The organism is Streptomyces changanensis (assembly GCF_024600715.1).
Classification (GTDB): domain Bacteria; phylum Actinomycetota; class Actinomycetes; order Streptomycetales; family Streptomycetaceae; genus Streptomyces; species Streptomyces changanensis.
The window spans coordinates 1,429,991-1,452,913 of sequence record NZ_CP102332.1 but is presented as its reverse complement, the minus strand read 5'-3'; the positions used below and the strand labels follow the sequence as shown (position 1 = coordinate 1,452,913).

Below are 22,923 nucleotides of genomic sequence, written 5' to 3'. Positions count from 1 at the left end.
GATGCGGGGGGAGAACGCGGTGCGGCTGCGGCCGCCCAGGAACACCCTGGACCGGCGGGCGGTCGGCTGGTGGCGGGCCCAGTGGCTGCTGACCACCGCCGTGCCGGCGGTCACCCTGGCCGTCCTGGGCGGCCTCCTGGAGCCCGCCCGGACGTGGTCGCTGTCCCTGGCCGGGGCGGTGACGGTGGTGGGGCTCGCCTGTACCGCGTTCTTCCCCCGCTGGTGGTTCCGGGTGCACCGGTGGGAGGTCACGGACGAGGCCGTCTACGTGCGCACGGGGTTCTTCTGGCAGGAGTGGCGGATCGCCCCGATGTCCCGCATCCAGACCGTCGACACGATACGAGGCCCGCTGGAGCAGGCGTTCCGGCTCGCCACGGTCACGGTCACCACGGCGTCCGCGAAGGGCGCGGTCACCCTCGCGGGCCTCGACCACCGGATGGCGGCCGACCTCGCCGAGCGGCTGACGCGGATCACCCGCGACACCCCGGGGGACGCGACGTGACCCCGCTTCCCGACGACCCGACCGCCTCGGACGGTGACGGCGCCCCGCGCCCGGACGGGGGCGGCGGCCCGCGCCCGGACGGGGGCGGCGGCCCGCGCCCGGACGGCGACGGTCTCCCGGAGGGGCCGGGGGGAGTGGGCGGGTTCAGAGTGCCGGACGTGCCAGGTGTGCCAGGCGTGCCGGACGGGCCGGACGGGGCCGGTGTGCCGGACGTGCCAGGCGCGCCGGACGGGCCCGGAGTGTGGGCCGGGGACGCCGCCCGGAGCGACGCCGGGGACGCCGGGGACGGCGAGGAGTGGCGGCGGATCGACCGGCGTACGGTGCTGGTGGCCGCCGTGACGGGCGCCGGGGTCGCGGCCGGTGGCGCCCTGCCAGCCTTCCTTGGCCTGCTCGGTGTCCTCGCCTGGTGGGTCGCGCTCCTGGTGGTGACCGCCGGCGCCCTGCTCCTCGTCCTCGGCGCCGGCGCGCTCGCCCACGTCCGCCGGCACCGGACGCGTTACCGCGTCGGCGCGGAGCGGGTCGAGCTCCACGCCCGGCTCTTCGTCGTCGAGCGGCGCCGCTCCCTGCCCCGGGAGCGCATCCGCAGCGTCGACCTGACGGCCAATCCGCTGCTGCGGATACTCGGCCTCGTCAAGGTCCGCATCGGCACCGGGGAGAAGACCGCCGGTGGCGAGTCGACGCTGGAGCTGGACGCCGTCAGCCGGGCGGAGGGGGAGCGGTTGCGCCGGGAGCTGCTGCGCCGCGCCACCGAGCCGGACGCGACCGCCCGCCACGACGGCGAACTGGCCTCACTGGACCCGTCCTGGATCCGGTACGCGCCGCTCTCCTTCGTCGCCCCCCTCCTCGGCGGTGCGGCGGTCGGCGCCGTCATGCAGGTCAGTGAGTGGTTCGGCGTCCAGCGCGAGGTCATCGACCGCGTCGGTGAGGCCTTCCGCACCACACCGCTCGTCTGGGTCGTCCTCACGCTCACGTCGGCGACCCTGCTCGCCGGGGTCGTCGGCGCATTCGCCCTGTGGGTGGAGATGTGGTGGAACTACCGGCTGGAGCGCGAGCCCGGCGGGACCCTGCGCGTGCGGCGCGGGCTGCTCACCGCCCGTTCGCTCTCCGTGGAGGAGCGGCGGCTGCGCGGCGTCGAACTGGTCGAGCCGCTCGGGGTGCGGCTCTTCCGCGCCGCCCGGGTCGACGCCATCGCCACCGGTCTGGTCAAGGGGAAGGACGACAAGCACGACACCCACAAGTCGCTGCTGCCCGTCGTCCCGCGCGCCAGGGCCGACGAGGTCGCCGCGCGCGTCCTGCGCGAACCCGTGCCGCCCACGAGCGCCGTGCTCACCGCGCACCCCCGGGCCGCCCGCGCGCGGCGCCTGCGCTGGGCGCTGACCACGGCGGCGGCGCCCGTGGCGGTCCTCGTCGGGCTGGGCGCGGCGCTCGACGTCCCCGCCCTGCTGTACACGGCGGCGGCCTGCGCCCCGGTCCTGGCCGCGACCGCGGTGCTCCTCGCCCTGGACGCCTACCGGAGCCTCGGGCACGGTCTCACCGGCGGGTACCTCGTGACGCGTGCGGGGGCGGTACGGCGCTCCACCGTCGCCCTCCAGCGTGGCGGCGTCATCGGCTGGACGCTCAAGCAGTCCTCCTTCCAGCGCCGCGCCGGGCTCCTCACGCTCACGGCGACCACGGCGGCCGGGGACGGCGCCTACCACGTGTACGACGCGGACGAGAGCGAGGGCCTGCACTGCGCCGCCACCGCCGTCCCGGGCCTCCTGGAGCCGTTCCTGGAACCGGCCGAATGAGCCCCGACACGGCGGAGGCCCGGTCCGCGTACTCCGCGGGCCGGGCCTCCACCGTACGGTGACGTCCCCTCAGGGGGACGGTACCGGCTGGGGCGCGCGGGGCAGCCGGGCCGCCGCGGCGGCGTCCAGCAGCCACAGCGTCCGCGACCGCCCGCGGGCGCCCGCCGCCGGGGCCTGCAGCTCACCGGCGCCGGACAGGGCGATCGCCGCCGCCTGGGCCTTGTCCTCGCCCGCCGCCAGCAGCCACACCTCGCGGGCGCAGCGGATCGCCGGCAGCGTCAGCGAGATCCGGGTCGGCGGCGGCTTGGGCGCCCCGTGGACGCCCACCACCATGCGCTCGGTCTCCCGCACGGCGGGGTGCTCCGGGAAGAGCGAGGCGACGTGCGTGTCGGGGCCGACGCCGAGCATCAGGACGTCGAAGGCCGGCACGGCGCCGTCCTCCGGGCCCGCCGCCGCGGCGAGTTCCTCCGCGTACGCCGCGGCCGCCGCGTCCACGTCGGTGCCGTGGGCGCCGCCGGCCACCGGCATGGTGTGCACCCGCGCCGGGTCCAGCGGGACGCTGTCGAGCAGCGCGGCCCGCGCCTGGGTGTCATTGCGGTCGGGGTCGCCCTCGGGGAGGAACCGCTCGTCGCCCCACCACAGGTCGAGCCGTGACCAGTCGACCGCTTCCCGGGCGGGTGCCGAACGCAGCGCGGCCAGCAGGCCGTTGCCGTTGCGGCCGCCGGTGAGGACCACGGACGCGGTGCCGCGGTCGGCCTGCGCGTCGACGATCCGGGTGATGAGGCGGGCCGCGGCGGCCTGCGCCATCAGCTCCTTGTCGCGATGGACGACGAGCCGGGGGTCGCTCACTTCGCCGCCGCCTTCCTGGCCGGCTTCTTGGTGGCGGACTTCGCCGGCCCGGCGGCGCCGGCCGCGTCGGCCGACCCCGTCTCCGCGCCGGCGTCATCCGACTCCGCACCCGAGCCCGTACCGGAGCCGGAGGCCGCGTCGGCCCCCGCATCCGCGCCCGAACCCGCCGCGGGCGCGGAGGTCGACGAGGCGTCCGAGCCGCCCGCCGCCCCGCGCTGCAGCCGGTCGACGCCGAAGCGCAGCGCCGACGCGTACGTGTCGTCCGGGTCGAGTCGCCGGAGCTCCTCCGCGATCAGCTCGGCCGTCTCGCGGCGCTTGAGCGCGACCGCCCGGTTCGGCTGCCCCTCCACGGCGAGCGTGGCGAGCGAACCGTCCGGCCGGTCGAGCACGATCGGGCCGCAGTCGGTCGCCAGCCGCACCGCGGTCAGCCCCGGGCCCGCCGACGGCGAGCGGCGCACCGACACGCCCAGCCGGTCCGCCAGCCACATGGCCAGCAGCTCCACGCTGGGATTGAACTCCTCGCCCTCCACCTCGGCCGACGCCACCTGGCAGGCGATCTGGTCGAGGGCCGCGGCGAGCATCGAACGCCACGGCGTGATCCGCGTCCAGGCCAGGTCGGTGTCGCCCGGTGTGTACGCCCCGGCGCGCGCCGCCAGCTCGGCGATCGGGTCCTCGGCGTTGTACGTGTCGGTCACGCGGCGCTGGGCGAGCGCGCCCAGCGGGTCGTTGGCCGGGTCGGTCGGCGCGTTCACCGGCCACCACACCACGACGGGCGCGTCGGGCAGCAGCAGCGGCAGCACGACGGACTGGGCGTGGTCGATGACCTCGCCCCGCAGCCGCAGGATGACCGTCTCACCGGTGCCCGCGTCGGCGCCGACCCGTACCTCCGCGTCCAGGCGGGCCTTCGCCCGGTCCCGGGGCGAGCGGGAGACCCGCTTGATGACGACGAGCTTGCGCGAGGGGTGCTCGCGGGCGGCCTCGTTGGCGGCCCGGAGCGCGTCGTAGGCGTTCTCCTCGTCCGTGACGATGACCAGGGTCAGCACCATGCCGACGGCGGGCGTGCCGATGGCCCGCCGCCCCTGGACCAGCGCCTTGTTGATCTTGCTGGAGGTGGTGTCCGTAAGGTCGATCTTCATGGCCGGCGCCAGCTCCGTCCGTCTCGTGCGAGCATTTCGTCCGCCTCGACCGGACCCCACGTGCCCGCCTGGTACTGCGCGGGCTTGCCGTGCTCGTCCCAGTACCGCTCGATCGGGTCGAGAATCCGCCACGACAGCTCGACCTCCTCCACGCGCGGGAAGAGGTTGGCGTCGCCGAGGAGGACATCGAGGATCAGCCGCTCGTACGCCTCGGGGCTGGACTCGGTGAAGGACTCGCCGTAGGCGAAGTCCATCGAGACGTCCCGGACCTCCATCGAGGTGCCCGGCACCTTCGAGCCGAACCGCATGGTCACGCCCTCGTCCGGCTGGACGCGGATGACCAGGGCGTTCTGCCCCAGCTCCTCCGTCGCCGTGTGGTCGAACGGGGAGTGCGGGGCACGCTGGAAGACGACGGCGATCTCCGTCACCCGGCGGCCCAGGCGCTTGCCGGTCCGCAGGTAGAAGGGGACGCCCGCCCAGCGGCGGTTGTCGATCTCCACCTTGATCGCGGCGTACGTGTCGGTCTTGGAGGCGGGGTCGATGCCCTCCTCCTCCAGGTACCCGACGGCCTGCGCGCCGCCCTGCCACCCGGCCGCGTACTGGCCGCGCACCGTCGAGGCGCCGAGGTCCCGGGGCAGCCGCACGGCGCCCAGCACCTTGGTCTTCTCGGCGGCGAGCGCGTCCGCGTCGAAGGAGGCGGGCTCCTCCATCGCGGTCAGCGCGAGCAGCTGGAGCAGGTGGTTCTGGATGACGTCGCGGGCGGCACCGATGCCGTCGTAGTAGCCGGCGCGGCCGCCGATGCCGATGTCCTCGGCCATGGTGATCTGCACGTGGTCGACGTACGACCGGTTCCAGATCGGCTCGAAGAGGGTGTTGGCGAAGCGCAGCGCCAGGATGTTCTGGACCGTCTCCTTGCCGAGGTAGTGGTCGATCCGGAACACCTGGTCCGGGGTGAACACCTCGTGGACGATCGCGTTCAGCTCCTGGGCCGACGCCAGGTCGTGGCCGAACGGCTTCTCGATGACCGCGCGGCGCCAGCAGCCGCCCTGCTTCTGCTCGGCCAGCCCGTGCTGCTTCAGCTGCTGGACGACCACGGGGAAGAACTTGGGCGGCACGGACAGGTAGAAGGCGAAGTTGCCGCCGGTTCCCTGCGCCTTGTCCAGCTCCTCCATGGTGGACTTCAGCTGCTCGAAGGCCGTGTCGTCGTCGAAGTCGCCCTGGACGAACCGCATCCCCTGGATCAGCTGCTGCCACACCTCCTCGCGGAACGGGGTGCGCGCGTGCTGCTTGACGGCGTCGTGCACGACCTGCGCGAAGTCCTCGTCCTGCCACTCGCGGCGGGCGAAGCCGATCAGCGCGAAGCCCGGCGGCAGCAGCCCCCGGTTGGCCAGGTCGTAGACCGCCGGCATCAGCTTTTTCCGTGACAAATCGCCCGTGACGCCGAAGATCACCAGGCCCGACGGCCCCGCGATGCGCGGGAGCCGTCGGTCCGCGGCGTCACGCAGCGGATTGCTGCTGTGCAAGGTCTACGCCTCCGCGGGGGCGAGGCGCTTGAGCTCCGCCTCGGTAGAAGCCAGCAGGTCGTTCCAGGCCGACTCGAACTTCTGGACGCCCTCGTCCTCCAGGAGCTGGACGACCTCGTCGTAGCCGATGCCCAGCTTCTCCAGCGCGTCCAGGTCCGCCCGCGCCTGCTCGTACGTACCGGCGACGGTGTTGCCCCGGATGTCACCGCGCGCGGCGGTGGCCTCCAGCGTCGCCTCCGGCATGGTGTTGACCGTGCCCGGCGCGACCAGCTCGTCCACGTACAGCGTGTCCTTGTACGCGGGGTCCTTCACGCCCGTCGACGCCCAGAGCGGACGCTGCCGGTTGGCCTGCGCACGGTCCAGCGCCGCCCAGCGCTCGGAGGAGAACACCTCCTCGTACGCCTCGTAGGCCAGCCGGGCGTTGGCGAGGGCGGCCTTGCCGCGCAGCGCCTTCGCCTCGTCGGTGCCGATGCCGTCCAGGCGCTTGTCGATCTCGGTGTCCACACGGGAGACGAAGAAGGACGCCACGGAGTGGATCTTCGACAGGTCCAGGCCCCGCTCCTTGGCCTTCTCCAGGCCGATGAGGTAGGCCTCCATCACCCGGCGGTAGCGCTCCAGCGAGAAGATCAGCGTGACGTTGACGCTGATGCCCAGGCCGATGACCTCCGCGATGGCGGGCAGCCCCGCCTCGGTGGCCGGGATCTTGATGAGTGTGTTCGGCCGGTCGACCAGCCACGCCAGCTGCTTGGCCTCGGCGACCGTCGCGCGGGTGTCGTGCGCCAGGCGCGGGTCCACCTCGATGGAGACCCGGCCGTCCTGGCCCTGCGTCGCGTCGAAGACCGGCCGCAGGATGTCGGCGGCATCCCGGACGTCCGCCGTCGTGATCATGCGGATGGCCTCCTCGACGGTGACCCTGCGGGCCGCGAGGTCGGTCAGCTGGACGTCGTAGCCGTGGCCCTCGGAGATCGCCTTCTGGAAGATCGACGGGTTGGTGGTGACACCCACCACGTGCTGCTGGTCGATCAGCTCCGCGAGGTTTCCGGAGGTGATCCGGCTGCGGGACAGGTCGTCGAGCCAGATCGCGACGCCTTCGTCGGAGAGGCGCTTGAGTGCGTCTGTCATGAGGGTTGCATCTCCTATACGTGCTTGTGTTGGCGTCAGCGCGCCGCGGCCGCGAGCGATTCCCGGGCGGCGGCGGCGATGGCCTCCGGCGTGAAGCCGAACTCGCGGAACAGCAGCTTCCCGTCGGCCGACGCACCGAAGTGCTCCAGCGACACGATCCTGCCCGCGTCACCGACGTACCGGTGCCACGTCAGACCGATGCCGGCCTCGACCGCCACGCGCGCCGTGACCGACGGCGGCAGCACCGAGTCCCGGTACCCCTGGTCCTGCTCTTCGAACCACTCGACGCACGGCATCGACACCACGCGGGTCGGCACGCCCGACTCCTGGAGCTGCTCGCGCGCCTCCACGGCCAGGTGCACCTCGGACCCGGTGGCGATCAGCACGACCTGCGGCTCGCCGCCCTCGGCGTCCGCCAGCACGTACCCGCCCTTGGCGGTGTCCTCGTTCGGCGCGTACGTCGGCACGCCCTGACGGGTCAGCGCGAGGCCGTGCGGCGCGCCCTTGCCGAACTCCTTGGTCCAGCGGCGGAGGATCTCGCGCCAGGCGAGGGCCGTCTCGTTCGCGTCGGCCGGGCGGACCACGTTGAGGCCCGGGATCGCGCGCAGCGACGCCAGGTGCTCCACCGGCTGGTGCGTCGGGCCGTCCTCGCCGAGACCGATCGAGTCGTGCGTCCAGACGTAGGTCACCGGCAGGTGCATCAGGGCCGACAGGCGGACCGCGTTGCGCATGTAGTCGGAGAACACCAGGAAGGTGCCGCCGTAGACGCGCGTGTTGCCGTGCAGCGCGATGCCGTTCATCTCGGCAGCCATCGCGTGCTCGCGGATGCCGAAGTGGATCGTGCGGCCGTACGGGTCGGCCTCCGGCAGCGGGTTGCCCACCGGCAGGAACGACGACGACTTGTCGATCGTCGTGTTGTTCGAGCCGGCCAGGTCGGCGGAGCCGCCCCACAGCTCGGGGATGACCCCGCCGAGCGCCTGGAGGACCTTGCCGGACGCGGCGCGGGTCGCGACGCCCTTGCCGGACTCGAAGACGGGGAGCTTCCCCTCCCAGCCCTCGGGCAGCTCGCCCGCGGAGATCCGGTCGAAGTCGGCGGCGCGCCGCGGGTTGGCCGTGCGCCACTCCTGGAGGTCCTTCTCCCAGGCGGCGCGGGCCTCGCGGCCCCGGTCCAGGGCCTCGCGGGTGTGCGCGATGACCTCGTCGGAGACCTCGAAGGTCCGCTCCGGGTCGAAGCCGAGGACGCGCTTGGTGGCCGCGACCTCCTCGTCGCCCAGCGCCGAGCCGTGGGCGGCCTCGGTGTTCTGCGCGTTCGGGGCCGGCCAGGCGATGATCGAACGCATCGCGATGAACGACGGGCGGTCGATCTCCGCCTTGGCGACCTCGATCGCCGCGTACAGGGCGGCCGGGTCCAGGTCGCCGTTCTCCTGCTGCTCGACGCGCTGCACGTGCCAGCCGTACGACTCGTACCGCTTCAGCGTGTCCTCGGACACGGCGGTCTCGGTGTCGCCCTCGATCGAGATGTGGTTGTCGTCCCACAGCATGATGAGGTTGCCGAGCTTCTGGTGGCCCGCCATCGAGGACGCCTCCGCGGAGATGCCCTCCTGGAGGCAGCCGTCACCGGCGATGACGTACACGAAGTGGTCGAACGGCGAGGTGCCGGGCGCCGCCTCCGGGTCGAACAGACCGCGCTCGTACCGGGCGGCCATGGCCATGCCGACGGCGTTGGCGACGCCCTGGCCCAGCGGGCCGGTCGTCGTCTCGACGCCCTTGGTGTGGCCGTACTCCGGGTGGCCCGGGGTCTTCGAACCCCAGGTGCGGAACGCCTTGAGGTCGTCCAGCTCCAGGCCGAAGCCGGCCAGGTACAGCTGGGTGTAGAGGGTCAGGGACGAGTGCCCCGCGGACAGCACGAACCGGTCGCGACCGGTCCACTCCGGGTCGGCCGGGTCGTGGCGCATGACCTTCTGGAAGAGCGTGTACGCCGCCGGCGCCAGGCTCATCGCCGTACCAGGATGGCCGTTGCCGACCTTCTGTACGGCGTCCGCGGCCAGGACACGGGCGGTGTCGACGGCACGCTGGTCCAATGCGGTCCACTCGAACTCTGTGGTGGTCGGCTTGGTGCTCACCCTCGGTCAGGGCTCCTCTCCACATGTCGCGGGCCGATGACATCGGTGCACCGGCCGCTGCCGAGCCTATCCCGTCACCAGGCCCGATTTTCCGGCTCTTCACCGGGCGTCGCCACCCGCGACCGCCGCCGTGCACCACCTGTCAACGAGGCCGCTCATCCGATCGCTCATCCGTCGGCCGACCGCCCGTTCCCCGCTCATCCGAGCGCTCCGACGAGTGGGTCACCGCCCTTCTGCGCGGTCCCGCCACCCCCCTCCCACCAGGGCGGTCCAACACGACCCACCCCCGCGAAGGACGGAGTATGGGCAACGTCTACAGTGGCGTGGTACGCGCGAGCCATGACCGGCCCATCACGTCAGGGGGGCGGGCTCGCAGGGATGTCTCTGTCAGGGGTGTGCGTGACGGCCGTCGAATCCCGTCCAGCCGGTGTGCTCGGGACGAGCCCAGCCCATCGGCCATTCGGGGCCCGCGCCAAGGGCTTCGTGGCGCTGACCAAGCCGCGGATCATCGAGCTGCTGCTGATCACGACGGTGCCGGTCATGTTCCTCGCGGAACAGGGCGTGCCCGATCTGTGGCTCGTGGTCCACACGTGTTTCGCCGGGTACCTCTCGGCGGGCGGCGCGAACGCGCTGAACATGTACATCGACCGGGACATCGACGCGCTGATGGACCGCACGTCGCAGCGTCCCCTGGTCACGGGCATCGTCTCGCCCCGCGAGGGACTGGTCTTCGGACTCGGCCTCGCCGTGGTGTCGACGCTCTGGTTCGGGCTCTTCGTCAACTGGCTGTCGGCCTGGCTCGGCCTCGGTGCCCTCCTCTTCTACGTGGTCGTCTACACGATGATCCTCAAGCGCCGCACGGCGCAGAACATCGTGTGGGGCGGCATCGCCGGATGCATGCCGGTCCTCATCGGCTGGTCCTCGGTCACGAACTCCATGTCGTGGGCCGCGGTCATCCTGTTCCTCGTCATCTTCTTCTGGACGCCGCCGCACTACTGGCCGCTCTCCATGAAGGTGAAGGAGGACTACGCGCGCGTCGGCGTGCCGATGCTCCCGGTCGTCGCCTCCAACCGGGTCGTGGCGCGGCAGATCGTCCTCTACAGCTGGGTCATGGTCGGTGTGTCGCTGCTGCTCCAGCCGCTCGGCTTCACCGGCTGGTTCTACACGGCCGTGGCCCTGGCGACCGGCGGCTGGTGGCTGTGGGAGGCGCACGCCCTCCAGCACCGCGCCCGGTCCGGCGAGACCGGCGCGAAGCTGAAGGAGATGCGGCTCTTCCACTGGTCGATCACCTACGTCTCGCTGCTGTTCGTGGCGGTCGCGGTGGACCCCTTCCTGAGCTGACACCCCTGCCGGCCCCGACCGGGCGGGTCGCGTGGCCAAGGCCACGCGACCCGCCCGTCGCACGTTGATCTACCCGGCAGTAGCATCCTGTCCATGGCAGACACCAGCAAGCAGGCAGAGCGCACGGCGGCGAGGCTCGCCAAGCAGATCCAGGCGTTCGCCAAGGAGCACGGCGGCGCCCAGGGCCAGCTCGCGTACGTCGGGCAGGCCGGCACGCGGATCGTGCTGGTCGGCGAGGACGGCGGCTGGGGCGACCTGGTCGCGCCCGACCACGGGATCGCACGGGACGCCGCCGAGAAGGCCGGCCTCACCCTCCAGGACGACTTCGACGGCGAGCTCGCCGCGAAGGTGCGCACCGGGCCGTACGAGTGGAGCCGGATGGCCGGCATCCAGATCGGCGGCAAGGGCGCCGAGGCCCGCCACGACGGCTGACGCCTCCGCGGCGGAGCGCTTCCGCGACGGAGCGCCTCCGTGAGGGAGCGCCCGGCCGGCGGGACGCTCGGCTGACGCCGGCGGGTGGGGTGGGCGACGTGCCCGGCCGCCCCCGGGCGCCGAGCCCGCGGACGCCGTGCTGCCCGACGCCGTACCCCCTTCGACGCCGACGCCCAGCCGGGCGTGAGGCCCCCCGCGTCCCGCCTGCCCGGCGTGACGCCGCCGCGGGGCCGTCCGGCGTGACAACCCGGAGGCGCCTGGCGTGCGACCCCGGGCCCGCCGGCGCGGCTCGGGGTCTCCGGGCCGCCTGTCGTGCCGCCCCGGCCCCGCCCGGCTCGGCGCGCCTCGGGTCCGCTCGGTGTGGACGCCCCGGCCACGCCCGGCGGGGCGCCCCGGAGAACTGCCGGCGCGACGCGGCGCGACCGTCCTTCCGCGCGGCACCGCGCGACCGTCCCCCGTCACGCCGCGCGACCGTCCCCCGTCACGCCGCGCGACCGTCCCCCCGTCACGCCCGTGACCGCCCATCGCCTGACGCCGCGCGGCCGCCCCTTGGGACGTTCAGTCCTGGCGCCCCCGCGCCTCCCGCCCGGCGTGCCCCCCGAGACGAGGCCGGCAGGGGCCGGCGTCACGGGCCGCGCGGCCGCGCGGACCGGTGGCCCCTGGGTGTGCGACGGCCCCCGCCGGGTGTCCCGGCGGGGGCCGTCGTGGTGTGTGCCCGGTCCTCGATGGGCCTAGGCGGCCGTCAGCGTCGCCTCACCCGTCCGGGCGGGGACCGGCGCCGTGGCCTCCGGCCGCTCGCGCAGGCTCAGGGCCAGCCGGAGCACGGCGATCCACAGGAGCGCCGAACCGAGCATGTGCGCCCCGACCAGCACCTCCGGCACGCCCGTGAAGTACTGCAGGTACCCGAGCGCGCCCTGGGCCACCACGATCAGCAGCAGGTCCCGGCCGCGGGCCCGGACGTCGGCGGGGGCGTCGACCACGCGCAGGACGAAGAACATCGCGACCGCGCCCACGCACACCAGCCAGGCGAACGCCGCGTGGACCTGGGCCACGGTCTCGTAGTCGAACGGCATGCGCGGCACGTCGCTGCTGTCGCCCGCGTGCTTGCCGCTGCCCGTCACGACCGTACCGGCCGCGATGAGGACGGCGGAGACGCCGACCAGGGCCCAGCCGAGCTTCCGCACCGGCCCCGGTACGCGCGGGCGCGGGGCGCCGTCGCCTTCCCCGGCCCGCACCCAGGTGAGCAGCGCGACGGTCAGCAGCGCGTTCGCCGCGAGGAAGTGGCCGGCCACCGTCCAGGGGTTCAGCCCCATCCAGACGGTGATGCCGCCGAGCACGGCGTTGCTCGCGACGATGAAGAACTGGAGCCAACCCAGCCGGGACAGCGAACGCCGCCACGGCTTGGTGGACCGCGCGGCGATGATGGCCCAGCCGACGGCCGCCGACAGGACGTACGTCAGCAGCCGGTTGCCGAACTCGATGGCTCCGTGGAGCCCCTGTTCCGGCGTCGCGAAGAGGCTGTCGTCGGTGCACTTGGGCCAGGTGTCGCACCCGAGGCCCGAGCCGGTCAGCCGCACGGCGCCACCGGTGACGATGATGACGACGGTCATGACGACCGCGGCCAGGGTGGCCCGCCGGAGCGTCCGGGGGGACGGGGTCCAGCGCTGGGCGATGTAGGCGAGGGGGGTCAGCACGCACACCATCGTAGGCCGCCGCTTGTGCATGGATTCACGAGGGGTGGGCAGAGCGGACGGGGCGAGGCGGACAGGGCGAGGCGGGCGCGAGGCGGAGGGGCGAGGCGGGCAGTGGAGCCGCCGGTCGGGCGGGAGGGCCGCCCGGGAGCGCCCCGCCGCCTACTCCCAGCGGAAGGAGCGGGCCGCCGCGCCCAGCCCGGCGGCCGCCCACGCGGCGAGGACCCCCAGGTCGGCCCAGGGCATGCCGGCGCCGTGTTGGAGCACGTCCCGCAGCCCGCCGGAGAGCGCCGAGATCGGCAGTAGCTCCAGCACCGCGCGGGCGGCCTCCGGGAACCGGTCGAGCGGGACGACGACCCCGCCGCCGACCAGCAGCAGCAGGAAGACCAGGTTGGCGGCGGCCAGGGTGGCCTCGGCCCGCAGGGTGCCCGCCATCAGCAGGCCCAGCCCCGAGAACGCCGCCGTCCCCGCGACCAGCAGCAGGAGGACCGCCGGCACGCCGCCCCGCGGCGACCAGCCGAGCCCGAACGCGATGGCCGTCAGCAGCAGCACCTGCAGGACCTCGGTGACCAGTACCGACAGCGTCTTGGCCACCATCAGCGCCCAGCGCGGCAGCGGGGAGGCGCCGAGCCGCTTCAGCACGCCGTAGCGCCGCTCGAACCCCGTCGCGATGGCCTGCCCGGTGAAGGCGGTCGACATCACGGCGAGGGCGAGGACGCCCGGCGTGAGGAAGTCGACCGCCCGGCCCTCCCCGGTGTCGACGACGTCGACGGTGGAGAACAGGACGAGCAGCAGTGACGGGATGACGACGGTGAGCAGCAGCTGCTCGCCGTTGCGCAGCAGCATCCGGGTCTCCAGGGCGGCCTGCGCGGCGATCATCCGCCACACGGGAGCGGCACCCGGCCGCGGGGCGTACGTACCGGTGCCGGTGGTCATCGGCGGGCCTCCCGTCGCGCGGACCCGTCCGTGCCGGGTTGGCCCGTCCGGTGCGTGTCGTACCTCATCCGCGCAGCTCCTTGCCGGTCAGCTCCAGGAAGACGTCCTCCAGGGTGCGGCGCTCGACCGCCATGCCGTCGGGCATCACGCCGTGCTGGGCGCACCAGCTGGTGACCGTGGCGAGCAGCTGCGGATCGACCGCGCCCCGGATCAGGTAGGCCCCGGGGGCGACCTCGTCGGCGGACGTGCCGTCGGGCAGGGCCTTCAGCAGGGAGTCGAGGTCGAGGCCGGGGCGGCCGGTGAAGCGCAGCGAGTTCTCCGCGCCGCCTCGGCACAGCTCCTCGGGGCTGCCCTGGGCGACGACGCGGCCCGCGTCGACGATCGCCACGTCGTCGGCGAGCTGTTCGGCCTCGTCCATGAAGTGCGTGGTGAGGACGGTGGTGACCCCGTCGGCGCGCAGTTCGCGGACCAGCTCCCAGGTGGCGCGCCGGGCCTGCGGGTCGAGGCCGGCCGTCGGCTCGTCGAGGAAGACCAGCTCGGGCCGGCCGACGACGGCCATGGCGAGGGCGAGCCGTTGCTGCTGACCGCCGGACAGCCGCCGGTACGCCGTGCGGCCGCAGGAGCCGAGGCCGAGGCGTTCGACCAGGGCGTCCACGTCCAGCGGGTGGGCGTGGAGCCGGGCCGTGTGCCGCAGCATCTCCTCGGCGCGGGCGCCCGGGTAGACGCCGCCGGACTGGAGCATGACGCCGACGCGGGGCCGCAGCGCGGCCGCGTCGGCGACCGGGTCGAGGCCGAGGACGCGGACGGTGCCGGCGTCGGGGCGGCGGTAGCCCTCGCAGGTCTCGACCGTGGTGGTCTTGCCGGCCCCGTTGGGCCCGAGGACGGCGGTGACGCCGCCCGCGCGGACGTCGAGGTCGAGCCCGTCCACGGCGGTCTTGGTCCCGTACCGCTTGACCAGGCCGCGTACCCGGACGGCGGACTCGTTTCGCATGGGAGGGAGTCTAGAGAGCCGCCGGGCCCCTCCGGCCCGCGGGGCCCCGGCCGGCCCGTGCGACCTGCACGGACGTCCTCCGGTGATCGTTTGTGCAGGTCAGGTTAGGTTTCCCTTAGTGATGCACGGCACCGTGGCCTCCCGGCGGCGCGGCTTGTCACTCTCTCGGGAATTACGCAACAATGGCGTTGTGAAAAACGTCGGTGAGGCTTCCACGACCTCCGGGGAGGAGCTCGCGACCGGGGAACGCTCCACGCGCAACCGGGTCGCGCGCTCCATCCTGGACCACGGACCGTCCACCGTCGCGGAGCTGGCGCAGCGGCTCGGCCTCACCCAGGCCGCCGTCCGCCGCCACTTGGACGCGCTCGTCGCCGACGACGTCGTCGCCCCGCGCGAGCAGCGCGTGTACGGCGCCCGTACCCGGGGCCGCCCCGCCAAGGTCTTCGCGCTGACCGACTGCGGACGGGACGCTTTCGACCAGTCCTACGACAGCCTCGCGGTCGACGCCCTGCGCTGGATCGAGCAGAACGCCGGGGGCGAGGCCGCCGTCGCCGCCTTCGCGCGCGATCGGGTCGAGGCGCAGGCCGAGACGTACCGGAAGGCCGTCGAGGCGGCGCCGCCCCACGAGCGGGCCCGGGCGCTGGCCGGAGCGCTGAGCGCCGACGGGTACGCTGCGACGGCACGCGAGGCGCCGGTCGGGCAGGTCGGGCAGCAGCTGTGCCAGCACCACTGCCCGGTCGCCCACGTCGCGGAGCGCTACCCACAGCTCTGCGAGGCGGAGACGGAGCTCTTCTCCCGTCTGCTGGGGACCCACGTCCAGCGCCTGGCCACCATCGCGCACGGCGACGGCGTCTGCACGACGTTCATCCCGCACAGCGACCCGAAACCCCCCCACACCCCTTCGACACCATCCGCAAGCACGGCCGGGAGGAACCCCGCATGACCACCGAGATCAGCCACCCCGAGCTCGAGGGCCTGGGTCGGTACGAATATGGCTGGGCCGACTCCGACGCGGCGGGAGCCGTCGCCAAGCGCGGGCTCAACGAGGACGTCGTCCGCGACATCTCCGCGAAGAAGAACGAGCCCGAGTGGATGCTGAAGCTCCGGCTGAAGGGTCTGCGCCTCTTCGACAAGAAGCCCATGCCGACCTGGGGCTCCGACCTCTCCGGCATCGACTTCGACAACATCAAGTACTTCGTCCGGTCCACCGAGAAGCAGGCGGCTTCCTGGGAGGACCTCCCCGAGGACATCAAGAACACGTACGACAAGCTCGGCATCCCCGAGGCGGAGAAGCAGCGCCTCGTCGCCGGTGTCGCGGCCCAGTACGAGTCCGAGGTCGTCTACCACCAGATCCGCGAGGACCTGGAGGAGCAGGGCGTCATCTTCCTCGACACGGACACCGCGCTGAAGCAGCACCCGGAGCTCTTCCAGGAGTACTTCGGCACGGTCATCCCCGTCGGCGACAACAAGTTCGCGTCGCTGAACACGGCGGTGTGGTCCGGCGGCTCGTTCATCTACGTCCCGAAGGGCGTGCACGTCGAGATCCCGCTCCAGGCCTACTTCCGGATCAACACGGAGAACATGGGCCAGTTCGAGCGGACGCTGATCATCGTCGACGAGGACGCCTACGTCCACTACGTCGAGGGCTGCACCGCGCCGATCTACTCCTCGGACTCGCTGCACAGCGCCGTGGTCGAGATCATCGTGAAGAAGGGCGGCCGCTGCCGCTACACGACCATCCAGAACTGGTCGAACAACGTCTACAACCTGGTCACCAAGCGCGCCGTGGCGTACGAGGGCGCGACCATGGAGTGGGTCGACGGCAACATCGGCTCCAAGGTCACGATGAAGTACCCGGCCGTCTACCTGATGGGCGAGCACGCCAAGGGCGAGACGCTCTCCATCGCCTTCGCGGGCGAGGGCCAGCACCAGGACGCCGGCGCCAAGATGGTCCACATGGCGCCGAACACCTCCTCCAACATCGTCTCCAAGTCGGTGGCGCGGGGCGGTGGCCGCACCTCCTACCGCGGCCTCATCGAGATCGGCGAGGGCGCCCCGGGCTCCAAGTCCAACGTGCTCTGCGACGCCCTGCTCGTCGACACGATCTCCCGCTCCGACACGTACCCGTACGTCGACGTGCGCGAGGACGACGTGTCCATGGGCCACGAGGCGACGGTCTCCAAGGTCTCCGAGGACCAGCTCTTCTACCTGATGAGCCGCGGTCTGAGCGAGTTCGAGGCGATGGCGATGATCGTGCGCGGCTTCGTCGAGCCGATCGCCAAGGAGCTGCCGATGGAGTACGCCCTGGAGCTCAACCGGCTGATCGAGCTGCAGATGGAGGGCTCGGTCGGCTGACCGGCCGCCCGTCCCAGGACCCGACGACGTACGCACGTAGGAAGAGAAACCACGACAGCCATGGCTGAGAACATCCCGGTGGGCTCCACCACCGCCGGCTCCATCGCGGTGGCGGCGGAGTCGACCGTCGCCACCCGCATGAGCGCCCCCCCGTCCTTCGACGTCGCGGACTTCCCCGTCCCGCACGGCCGCGAGGAGGAGTGGCGGTTCACGCCGCTGGAGCGCCTGCGCGGGCTGCACGACGGCACCGCCGTCGCCACCGGTGAGGGGGTGCGCGTCGACGTGACGGCGCCCGACGCCGTCACCGTCGAGACCGTCGGCCGCGACGACGCCCGTCTCGGCCGGGCCGGCACCCCCGTGGACCGGGTCGCCGCCCAGGCGTACTCCGCCTTCGAGAAGGCCACGGTCGTCTCCGTGCCCCGCGAGACGGCGCTCACCGAGCCGGTCCGCATCGCGGTGCACGGCCAGGGCGGCACCTCCTTCGGCCAGCTCGTCGTCGAGCTGGGCGCCTTCGCCGAGGCCGTCGTGGTCATCGACCACACCGGTGACGCGGTGCTCGCCGCCAACGTCGACTACGTCCTCGGCGACGGCGCGAAGCTCACCGTCGTCTCCGTCCAGGACTGGGACGCGGGGGCCGTCCACGTCGCGCAGCACAACACGCTCGTCGGCCGCGACGCCTCCTTCAAGTCCGTCGTCGTCACCTTCGGCGGGGACCTGGTCCGCATCCACCCGCGCGTCGAGTACGCCGGCACCGGCGGCGAGGCCCAGCTCTTCGGCCTCTACCTCACCGACGCCGGGCAGCACCAGGAGCACCGCCTCCTCGTCACGCACAACGCCCCGCACTGCACGTCGAACGTCGTCTACAAGGGCGCCCTCCAGGGCGAGGGCGCGCACGCCGTGTGGATCGGCGACGTGCTCATCCAGGCCGCCGCCGAGGGCACCGACACCTATGAGATGAACCGCAACCTCGTCCTCACGGACGGCGCGCGGGTCGACTCGGTGCCGAACCTGGAGATCGAGACCGGTGAGATCGCCGGCGCCGGCCACGCCTCGGCGACCGGCCGCTTCGACGACGAGCAGCTCTTCTACCTGATGGCCCGCGGCATCCCGGAGGTCGAGGCCCGCCGCCTCGTCGTCCGCGGCTTCTTCGCCGAGCTGCTCCAGCAGATCGGCCTGCCGGACGTCGAGGAGCGGCTCATCGAGAAGATCGAGGCCGAACTGGAGGCGTCCGTCTGATGGCCTTCGTCCGCGCCTGCGGCCTGAGCGAGCTGGCACAGGACACCCCGAAGCGGGTGGAACTCGACGGCACGCCGGTGTCGGTCGTCCTCACCGAGGGCGAGGTGTTCGCGATCAACGACATCTGCTCGCACGCGAACGTCTCCCTCTCGGAGGGAGAGGTCGAGGACTGCGCCATCGAGTGCTGGCTGCACGGCTCCAGCTTCGACCTCCGCACCGGCAAGCCGTCCGGCCTCCCCGCGACGCGCCCCGTCCCCGTGTACCCCGTAAAGATCGAAGGGGACGATGTGCTCGTCTCCGTCACCCAGGAGTCCTGAGTCACCCATGGCAACGCTTGAAATCCGCGACCTGCACGTCTCCGTCGAGGCCGACAACGCCACGAAGGAGATCCTCAAGGGCGTCGACCTGACCGTGAAGCAGGGCGAGACCCACGCCATCATGGGCCCCAACGGCTCCGGCAAGTCCACCCTCGCCTACTCGCTCGCCGGCCACCCCAAGTACACGATCACCGGCGGCACGGTGACCCTCGACGGCGAGGACGTCCTCGAGATGTCCGTCGACGAGCGCGCCCGCGCCGGTCTCTTCCTCGCCATGCAGTACCCGGTCGAGGTCCCCGGCGTCTCCGTCTCCAACTTCCTGCGCACCTCCGCCACCGCCGTCCGCGGCGAGGCCCCCAAGCTGCGCACCTGGGTGAAGGAGGTCAAGGAGGCCATGCAGCGCCTCAACATGGACCCGGCCTTCGCGGAGCGCAACGTCAACGAGGGCTTCTCCGGCGGCGAGAAGAAGCGCCACGAGATCCTCCAGCTGGAGCTCCTGCGGCCGAAGGTCGCGATCCTCGACGAGACCGACTCCGGTCTGGACGTCGACGCGCTGCGCATCGTCTCCGAGGGCGTCAACCGCGTCCGCGAGACCGGTGAGGTCGGCACCCTGCTGATCACCCACTACACGCGCATCCTCCGCTACATCAAGCCGGACCACGTCCACGTCTTCTCCGCCGGCCGGATCGTCGAGTCGGGCGGCCCCGAGCTCGCCGACAAGCTGGAGGCCGAGGGGTACGAGTCCTACACCACGAAGGGCGGCGCATCCCTGTGACACAGCTTCCGGGCCTCCTCGACACCGAGGCGATCCGCAAGGACTTCCCGATCCTCGACCGGGTGCTCCACGACGGCAAGAAGCTCGTGTACCTGGACAACGCGGCGACCTCGCAGACGCCGCGCCAGGTCATCGACGTGCTGAGCGAGTACTACGAGCAGCACAACGCCAACGTCCACCGTGGCGTGCACGTCCTCGCCGAGGAGGCCACGGAGCTGTACGAGGGCGCCCGTGACAAGGTCGCGGCCTTCATCAACGCGCCCAGCCGGGACGAGGTCATCTTCACGAAGAACGCCTCGGAGTCGCTGAACCTCGTCGCGAACATGCTGGGCTGGGCGGACGAGCCCTACCGGGTGGACGCCGAGACCGAGATCGTCATCACGGAGATGGAGCACCACTCCAACATCGTTCCGTGGCAGCTGCTCGCGCAGCGCACCGGTGCGAAGCTGAAGTGGTTCGGGCTGACCGACGACGGCCGGCTCGACCTCTCCCGCATCGACGAGGTCATCACGCCGAAGACGAAGATCGTCTCCTTCGTGCTGGTCTCCAACATCCTCGGCACGTTCAACCCGGTCGAGGCGATCGTGCGCCGCGCCCAGGAGGTCGGCGCGCTCGTCCTCATCGACGCGTCGCAGGCCGCCCCGCACATGGTGCTGGACGTGCAGGCGCTCCAGGCCGACTTCGTGGCCTTCACCGGCCACAAGATGTGCGGTCCGACGGGCATCGGCGTCCTGTGGGGCCGCCAGGAGCTGCTGGAGGACCTCCCGCCGTTCCTCGGCGGCGGCGAGATGATCGAGACCGTCTCGATGAGCTCGTCGACGTACGCCCCCGCGCCGCACAAGTTCGAGGCGGGCACGCCGCCGATCGCCCAGGCCGTGGGCCTCGGCGCGGCGGTGGACTACCTGACCGCGATCGGCATGGACCGGATCGCCGCTCACGAGCACGCGCTCACCGAGTACGCGATCCAGCGCTTCCGGGACGTCCCGGACCTGCGGATCATCGGCCCCACCACGGCCGAGGACCGCGGCGCGGCGATCTCCTTCACGCTCGGTGACATCCACCCCCACGACGTGGGTCAGGTCCTCGACGAGCAGGGCATCGCGGTCCGCGTCGGCCACCACTGCGCGCGGCCCGTCTGCCTGCGGTACGGAATTCCCGCGACCACGCGAGCGTCGTTCTATCTGTACTCCACGCCGGCCGAGGTCGACGCCCTGGTGGACGGTCTGGAGCACGTCCGCAATTTCTTCGGATGAGGGGCTGACGCGTGAAGCTGGATTCGATGTACCAGGACGTCATCCTGGACCACTACAAGCACCCGCACGGGCGGGGCTTGCGGGACGGCGACGCCGAGGTGCACCACGTCAACCCGACGTGTGGTGACGAGATCACGCTCCGTGTGAAGTACGACGGCTCCCGCATCGCGGACGTGTCGTACGAGGGCCAGGGCTGTTCCATCAGCCAGGCCTCCGCCTCCGTGCTGAACGAGCTGCTCGTCGGCAAGGAGCTGGAGGAGGCGCAGCGGATCCAGGGCACCTTCCTGGAGCTGATGCAGTCGAAGGGCCGGCTGGAGCCGGACGAGGCGATGGAGGAGCTGCTGGAGGACGCGGTCGCGTTCGCCGGCGTCTCCAAGTACCCGGCCCGGGTGAAGTGCGCGCTGTTGAGCTGGATGGCGTGGAAGGACGCGACCGCCCAGGCACTGGGCGGCGAGCCCGCGAAGGCGGATGGGAAGACGGCATGAGCGAGAACGAGACGGCAACGGTGAAGCCCGCGTCCGAGGACGAGGTCCGCGAGGCGCTGTACGACGTGGTCGACCCCGAGCTGGGGATCGACGTCGTGAACCTGGGCCTCATCTACGGGATCCACGTCGACGACTCCAACGTCGCCACGCTGGACATGACGCTCACCTCGGCGGCGTGCCCGCTGACGGACGTCATCGAGGACCAGGCGAAGGCGGCGACCGACGGCATCGTCAACGAGCTGAAGATCAACTGGGTCTGGATGCCGCCGTGGGGCCCGGACAAGATCACGGACGACGGGCGCGAGCAGCTGCGCGCGCTCGGCTTCAACGTCTGACCCGAGGCTCACCCCGGCCCCGTCCGGGCGCGACGGCCGTGCCCACCGGTCCCACCGGTGGGCACGGCCGTTCCGCGTACCGGCCCGGGTCCGGCCCGGCCACGGGTCCCGCGCCCCGCGTCGACCCGCCGGCCCCGCGTCGACCCGCCCGCCCCGGATGGAGCCCCGGCTCGGGGTGACGTCGGCCGACACGGGTGGCGGATCGTTTTCCCGCACCCCCTACGGGTGACAGCGCGCGTATCCACGCGGCCGGTGGGGCAGCCACGGAGCGGCCCGTCCCGCCACGGGGCGGGGCCTCGACCACTTCGTGAAAGGGAGTCCTCGTGCGTCGTCTCGCCACCGTCCTCGCCGGAACCGCCGCCGTCCTCGGAGCCTTCGGAGTCCTCGCGCCGTCGGCCGGCGCCGTCGTCGACCCGGTCGCCACCGTGCAGTGCCTGGCGGCCACCCCCGCGGACATCACCGGGCTCATCGACCCGGCCGCCCCCGCCGTCCCGTCGGAGATCCCCGCCACGGGGTGCCTCGCGCCGTGAGCTGAGGGCAGCGGCCCCGCCGTACGGCACCGTCCACGGGCCGCCGTCCTGCCGTTCCGTACGCGCCGCCGGCTCCCCGCCCGGCGGGGCGGGGACGGCGGGGCGGCGGCCCGTCGGCTGAGACCGGTTAGCACGGGAGCCGGGAGGCCGGTTAGGTTCGGGGCATGACTTCTGCACCTCGTACCACCGGAGCCGTCGCGGCCGGTCTCGCCACCATCGCCGGCGACGGCACCGTCCTCGACACCTGGTTCCCCGCGCCCGAGCTGACCGAGGCGGCCGGGCCCGCCGGAACCGAGCGGCTCACCCCCGACCAGGCCGTCGACCTCCTCGGGGAGGGCGCCGTCAAGGCCGTCGGCGTCGACGCCCGCCGCGGCGTCGAGGTCGTCGCCGTGCGCACCACCATCGCCTCGCTGGACGAGAAGCCGCTCGACGCGCACGACGCCTACCTGCGCCTGCACCTGCTCAGCCACCGGCTCGTCCGGCCGCACGGGCAGAACCTCGACGGCGTCTTCGGGCTCCTCGCCAACGTCGCCTGGACGAGCCTCGGCCCCGTCGCCGTGGACGACCTGGAGAAGGTCCGCCTCAACGCCCGCGCCGAGGGGATGCACCTCCAGGTGACCAGCGTCGACAAGTTCCCCCGTATGACGGACTACGTCGCGCCGAAGGGCGTGCGCATCGCCGACGCGGACCGCGTCCGCCTCGGCGCGCACCTCGCGGCCGGCACCACCGTCATGCACGAGGGCTTCGTCAACTTCAACGCCGGCACGCTCGGCACGTCCATGGTCGAGGGCCGCATCTCCGCGGGCGTCGTCATCGGCGACGGTTCCGACATCGGCGGCGGCGCCTCCACGATGGGCACCCTCTCCGGCGGCGGCAACGTCATCATCTCCGTCGGCGAGCGCTGCCTCATCGGCGCCGAGGCGGGCGTGGGCATCGCGCTGGGCGACGAGTGCGTCGTCGAGGCCGGTCTGTACATCACGGCCGGTACGCGCGTCACCCTGCCCGACGGCCAGATCGTCAAGGCCCGCGAGCTGTCCGGCGCGTCGAACATCCTCTTCCGCCGCAACTCGGTCACCGGCACCGTCGAGGCCCGCCCCAACAACGCCGTCTGGGGCGGCCTCAACGACGTCCTGCACAGTCACAACTGAGCCCCGCCCGTCACCGATCGTGTGATCCCGCGTGACCTGCGGCCGTCCGGACCGAT

General features: G+C 72.6%; 22 protein-coding genes. 14 read left to right on the top strand and 8 right to left on the bottom strand.

Annotation, left to right across the window (positions count from 1 at the left end):
• Window position 1 precedes the first annotated feature (1 nt).
• Both NRO40_RS06430 and NRO40_RS06425 read left to right on the top strand, forming a co-directional pair.
• Window positions 2-502, top strand: coding sequence for a PH domain-containing protein (locus NRO40_RS06430; RefSeq protein ID WP_058944785.1), 501 nt, complete (start codon window positions 2-4; stop codon window positions 500-502).
• 239 nt (window positions 503-741) lie between these two features.
• Complete coding sequence (locus NRO40_RS06425) at window positions 742-2,289, top strand: PH domain-containing protein (protein WP_058944793.1); 1,548 nt, start codon at window positions 742-744, stop codon at window positions 2,287-2,289.
• 69 nt (window positions 2,290-2,358) lie between these two features.
• Here the strand turns inward: NRO40_RS06425 and pgl are convergent, their stop codons facing one another.
• From pgl to tkt, 5 genes are read right to left on the bottom strand one after another with little or no spacing between them, the layout of a single operon-like run.
• Entirely contained in the window at window positions 2,359-3,138 is a 780-nt protein-coding gene (pgl, locus tag NRO40_RS06420; RefSeq protein ID WP_058944786.1) for a 6-phosphogluconolactonase, read from the bottom strand.
• A complete protein-coding gene (gene opcA, locus NRO40_RS06415) occupies window positions 3,135-4,274 on the bottom strand; it encodes a glucose-6-phosphate dehydrogenase assembly protein OpcA (protein ID WP_058944787.1) in 1,140 nt (379 codons plus the stop codon). The genes pgl and opcA overlap by 4 nt, the downstream gene beginning before the upstream one ends.
• The gene (zwf, locus tag NRO40_RS06410) at window positions 4,271-5,797 is read right to left on the bottom strand and encodes a glucose-6-phosphate dehydrogenase (protein ID WP_058944788.1); all 1,527 of its coding nucleotides are present in this window, start codon (window positions 5,795-5,797) and stop codon (window positions 4,271-4,273) included. The genes opcA and zwf overlap by 4 nt, the downstream gene beginning before the upstream one ends.
• A gap of 3 nt (window positions 5,798-5,800) precedes the next feature.
• Window positions 5,801-6,919: a transaldolase gene (gene tal, locus NRO40_RS06405; protein WP_058944789.1), complete on the bottom strand. Its 1,119-nt coding sequence runs from the start codon at window positions 6,917-6,919 to the stop codon at window positions 5,801-5,803.
• A gap of 35 nt (window positions 6,920-6,954) precedes the next feature.
• Window positions 6,955-9,042, bottom strand: coding sequence for a transketolase (gene tkt / locus NRO40_RS06400; RefSeq protein ID WP_058944790.1), 2,088 nt, complete (start codon window positions 9,040-9,042; stop codon window positions 6,955-6,957).
• Window positions 9,043-9,420: 378 nt separating this feature from the next.
• On the opposite strand from tkt, the gene NRO40_RS06395 reads away from it, so the two are divergent.
• Both NRO40_RS06395 and NRO40_RS06390 read left to right on the top strand, forming a co-directional pair.
• Window positions 9,421-10,383, top strand: a complete 963-nt coding sequence (locus NRO40_RS06395) for a heme o synthase (protein WP_257375346.1) — start codon at window positions 9,421-9,423, stop codon at window positions 10,381-10,383.
• A gap of 93 nt (window positions 10,384-10,476) precedes the next feature.
• Entirely contained in the window at window positions 10,477-10,815 is a 339-nt protein-coding gene (locus NRO40_RS06390; protein WP_058943205.1) for a hypothetical protein, read from the top strand.
• Between the two features lie 731 nt (window positions 10,816-11,546).
• Here NRO40_RS06390 and NRO40_RS06385 read toward each other — a convergent pair.
• From NRO40_RS06385 to NRO40_RS06375, 3 genes are all read right to left on the bottom strand, one after another.
• Window positions 11,547-12,539 carry a COX15/CtaA family protein gene (locus NRO40_RS06385; RefSeq protein WP_198549386.1) on the bottom strand — a complete coding sequence of 331 codons (993 nt, stop codon included), beginning with the start codon at window positions 12,537-12,539 and terminating at the stop codon, window positions 11,547-11,549.
• A gap of 129 nt (window positions 12,540-12,668) precedes the next feature.
• Window positions 12,669-13,442 carry an ABC transporter permease gene (locus tag NRO40_RS06380; RefSeq protein ID WP_058943203.1) on the bottom strand — a complete coding sequence of 258 codons (774 nt, stop codon included), beginning with the start codon at window positions 13,440-13,442 and terminating at the stop codon, window positions 12,669-12,671.
• 64 nt (window positions 13,443-13,506) lie between these two features.
• Window positions 13,507-14,433 carry an ABC transporter ATP-binding protein gene (locus tag NRO40_RS06375; protein WP_058943202.1) on the bottom strand — a complete coding sequence of 309 codons (927 nt, stop codon included), beginning with the start codon at window positions 14,431-14,433 and terminating at the stop codon, window positions 13,507-13,509.
• A 190-nt stretch (window positions 14,434-14,623) separates the two neighbouring features.
• On the opposite strand from NRO40_RS06375, the gene NRO40_RS06370 reads away from it, so the two are divergent.
• The 10 genes from NRO40_RS06370 to dapD all read left to right on the top strand — a co-directional run bounded on the left by NRO40_RS06370 (window position 14,624) and on the right by dapD (window position 22,867).
• Window positions 14,624-15,376 (top strand): helix-turn-helix transcriptional regulator, encoded by a 753-nt coding sequence (locus NRO40_RS06370; RefSeq protein WP_058943201.1) that lies wholly within the window; start codon window positions 14,624-14,626, stop codon window positions 15,374-15,376.
• On the top strand, window positions 15,373-16,788 hold the full coding sequence (gene sufB, locus NRO40_RS06365; RefSeq protein ID WP_058943200.1) for a Fe-S cluster assembly protein SufB: 1,416 nt from the start codon (window positions 15,373-15,375) through the stop codon (window positions 16,786-16,788). The genes NRO40_RS06370 and sufB overlap by 4 nt, the downstream gene beginning before the upstream one ends.
• Window positions 16,789-16,848: 60 nt before the next feature.
• Window positions 16,849-18,024: a Fe-S cluster assembly protein SufD gene (gene sufD / locus NRO40_RS06360; protein WP_058943199.1), complete on the top strand. Its 1,176-nt coding sequence runs from the start codon at window positions 16,849-16,851 to the stop codon at window positions 18,022-18,024.
• Entirely contained in the window at window positions 18,024-18,341 is a 318-nt protein-coding gene (locus tag NRO40_RS06355; RefSeq protein WP_058943198.1) for a non-heme iron oxygenase ferredoxin subunit, read from the top strand. Before sufD ends, NRO40_RS06355 begins: the two co-directional genes overlap by 1 nt.
• A 7-nt stretch (window positions 18,342-18,348) precedes the next feature.
• Window positions 18,349-19,116 carry a Fe-S cluster assembly ATPase SufC gene (gene sufC / locus NRO40_RS06350; protein WP_058943197.1) on the top strand — a complete coding sequence of 256 codons (768 nt, stop codon included), beginning with the start codon at window positions 18,349-18,351 and terminating at the stop codon, window positions 19,114-19,116.
• On the top strand, window positions 19,113-20,369 hold the full coding sequence (locus NRO40_RS06345; RefSeq protein ID WP_058943196.1) for a cysteine desulfurase: 1,257 nt from the start codon (window positions 19,113-19,115) through the stop codon (window positions 20,367-20,369). The genes sufC and NRO40_RS06345 overlap by 4 nt, the downstream gene beginning before the upstream one ends.
• A gap of 11 nt (window positions 20,370-20,380) precedes the next feature.
• On the top strand, window positions 20,381-20,854 hold the full coding sequence (gene sufU, locus NRO40_RS06340; RefSeq protein ID WP_058943195.1) for a Fe-S cluster assembly sulfur transfer protein SufU: 474 nt from the start codon (window positions 20,381-20,383) through the stop codon (window positions 20,852-20,854).
• Window positions 20,851-21,189: a metal-sulfur cluster assembly factor gene (locus NRO40_RS06335; protein ID WP_058943194.1), complete on the top strand. Its 339-nt coding sequence runs from the start codon at window positions 20,851-20,853 to the stop codon at window positions 21,187-21,189. Before sufU ends, NRO40_RS06335 begins: the two co-directional genes overlap by 4 nt.
• A 323-nt stretch (window positions 21,190-21,512) precedes the next feature.
• Complete coding sequence (locus NRO40_RS06330) at window positions 21,513-21,719, top strand: hypothetical protein (protein WP_058943193.1); 207 nt, start codon at window positions 21,513-21,515, stop codon at window positions 21,717-21,719.
• 164 nt (window positions 21,720-21,883) lie between these two features.
• Complete coding sequence (gene dapD / locus NRO40_RS06325; RefSeq protein ID WP_058943192.1) at window positions 21,884-22,867, top strand: 2,3,4,5-tetrahydropyridine-2,6-dicarboxylate N-succinyltransferase; 984 nt, start codon at window positions 21,884-21,886, stop codon at window positions 22,865-22,867.
• The last annotated feature ends 56 nt before the right edge of the window (window positions 22,868-22,923 follow it).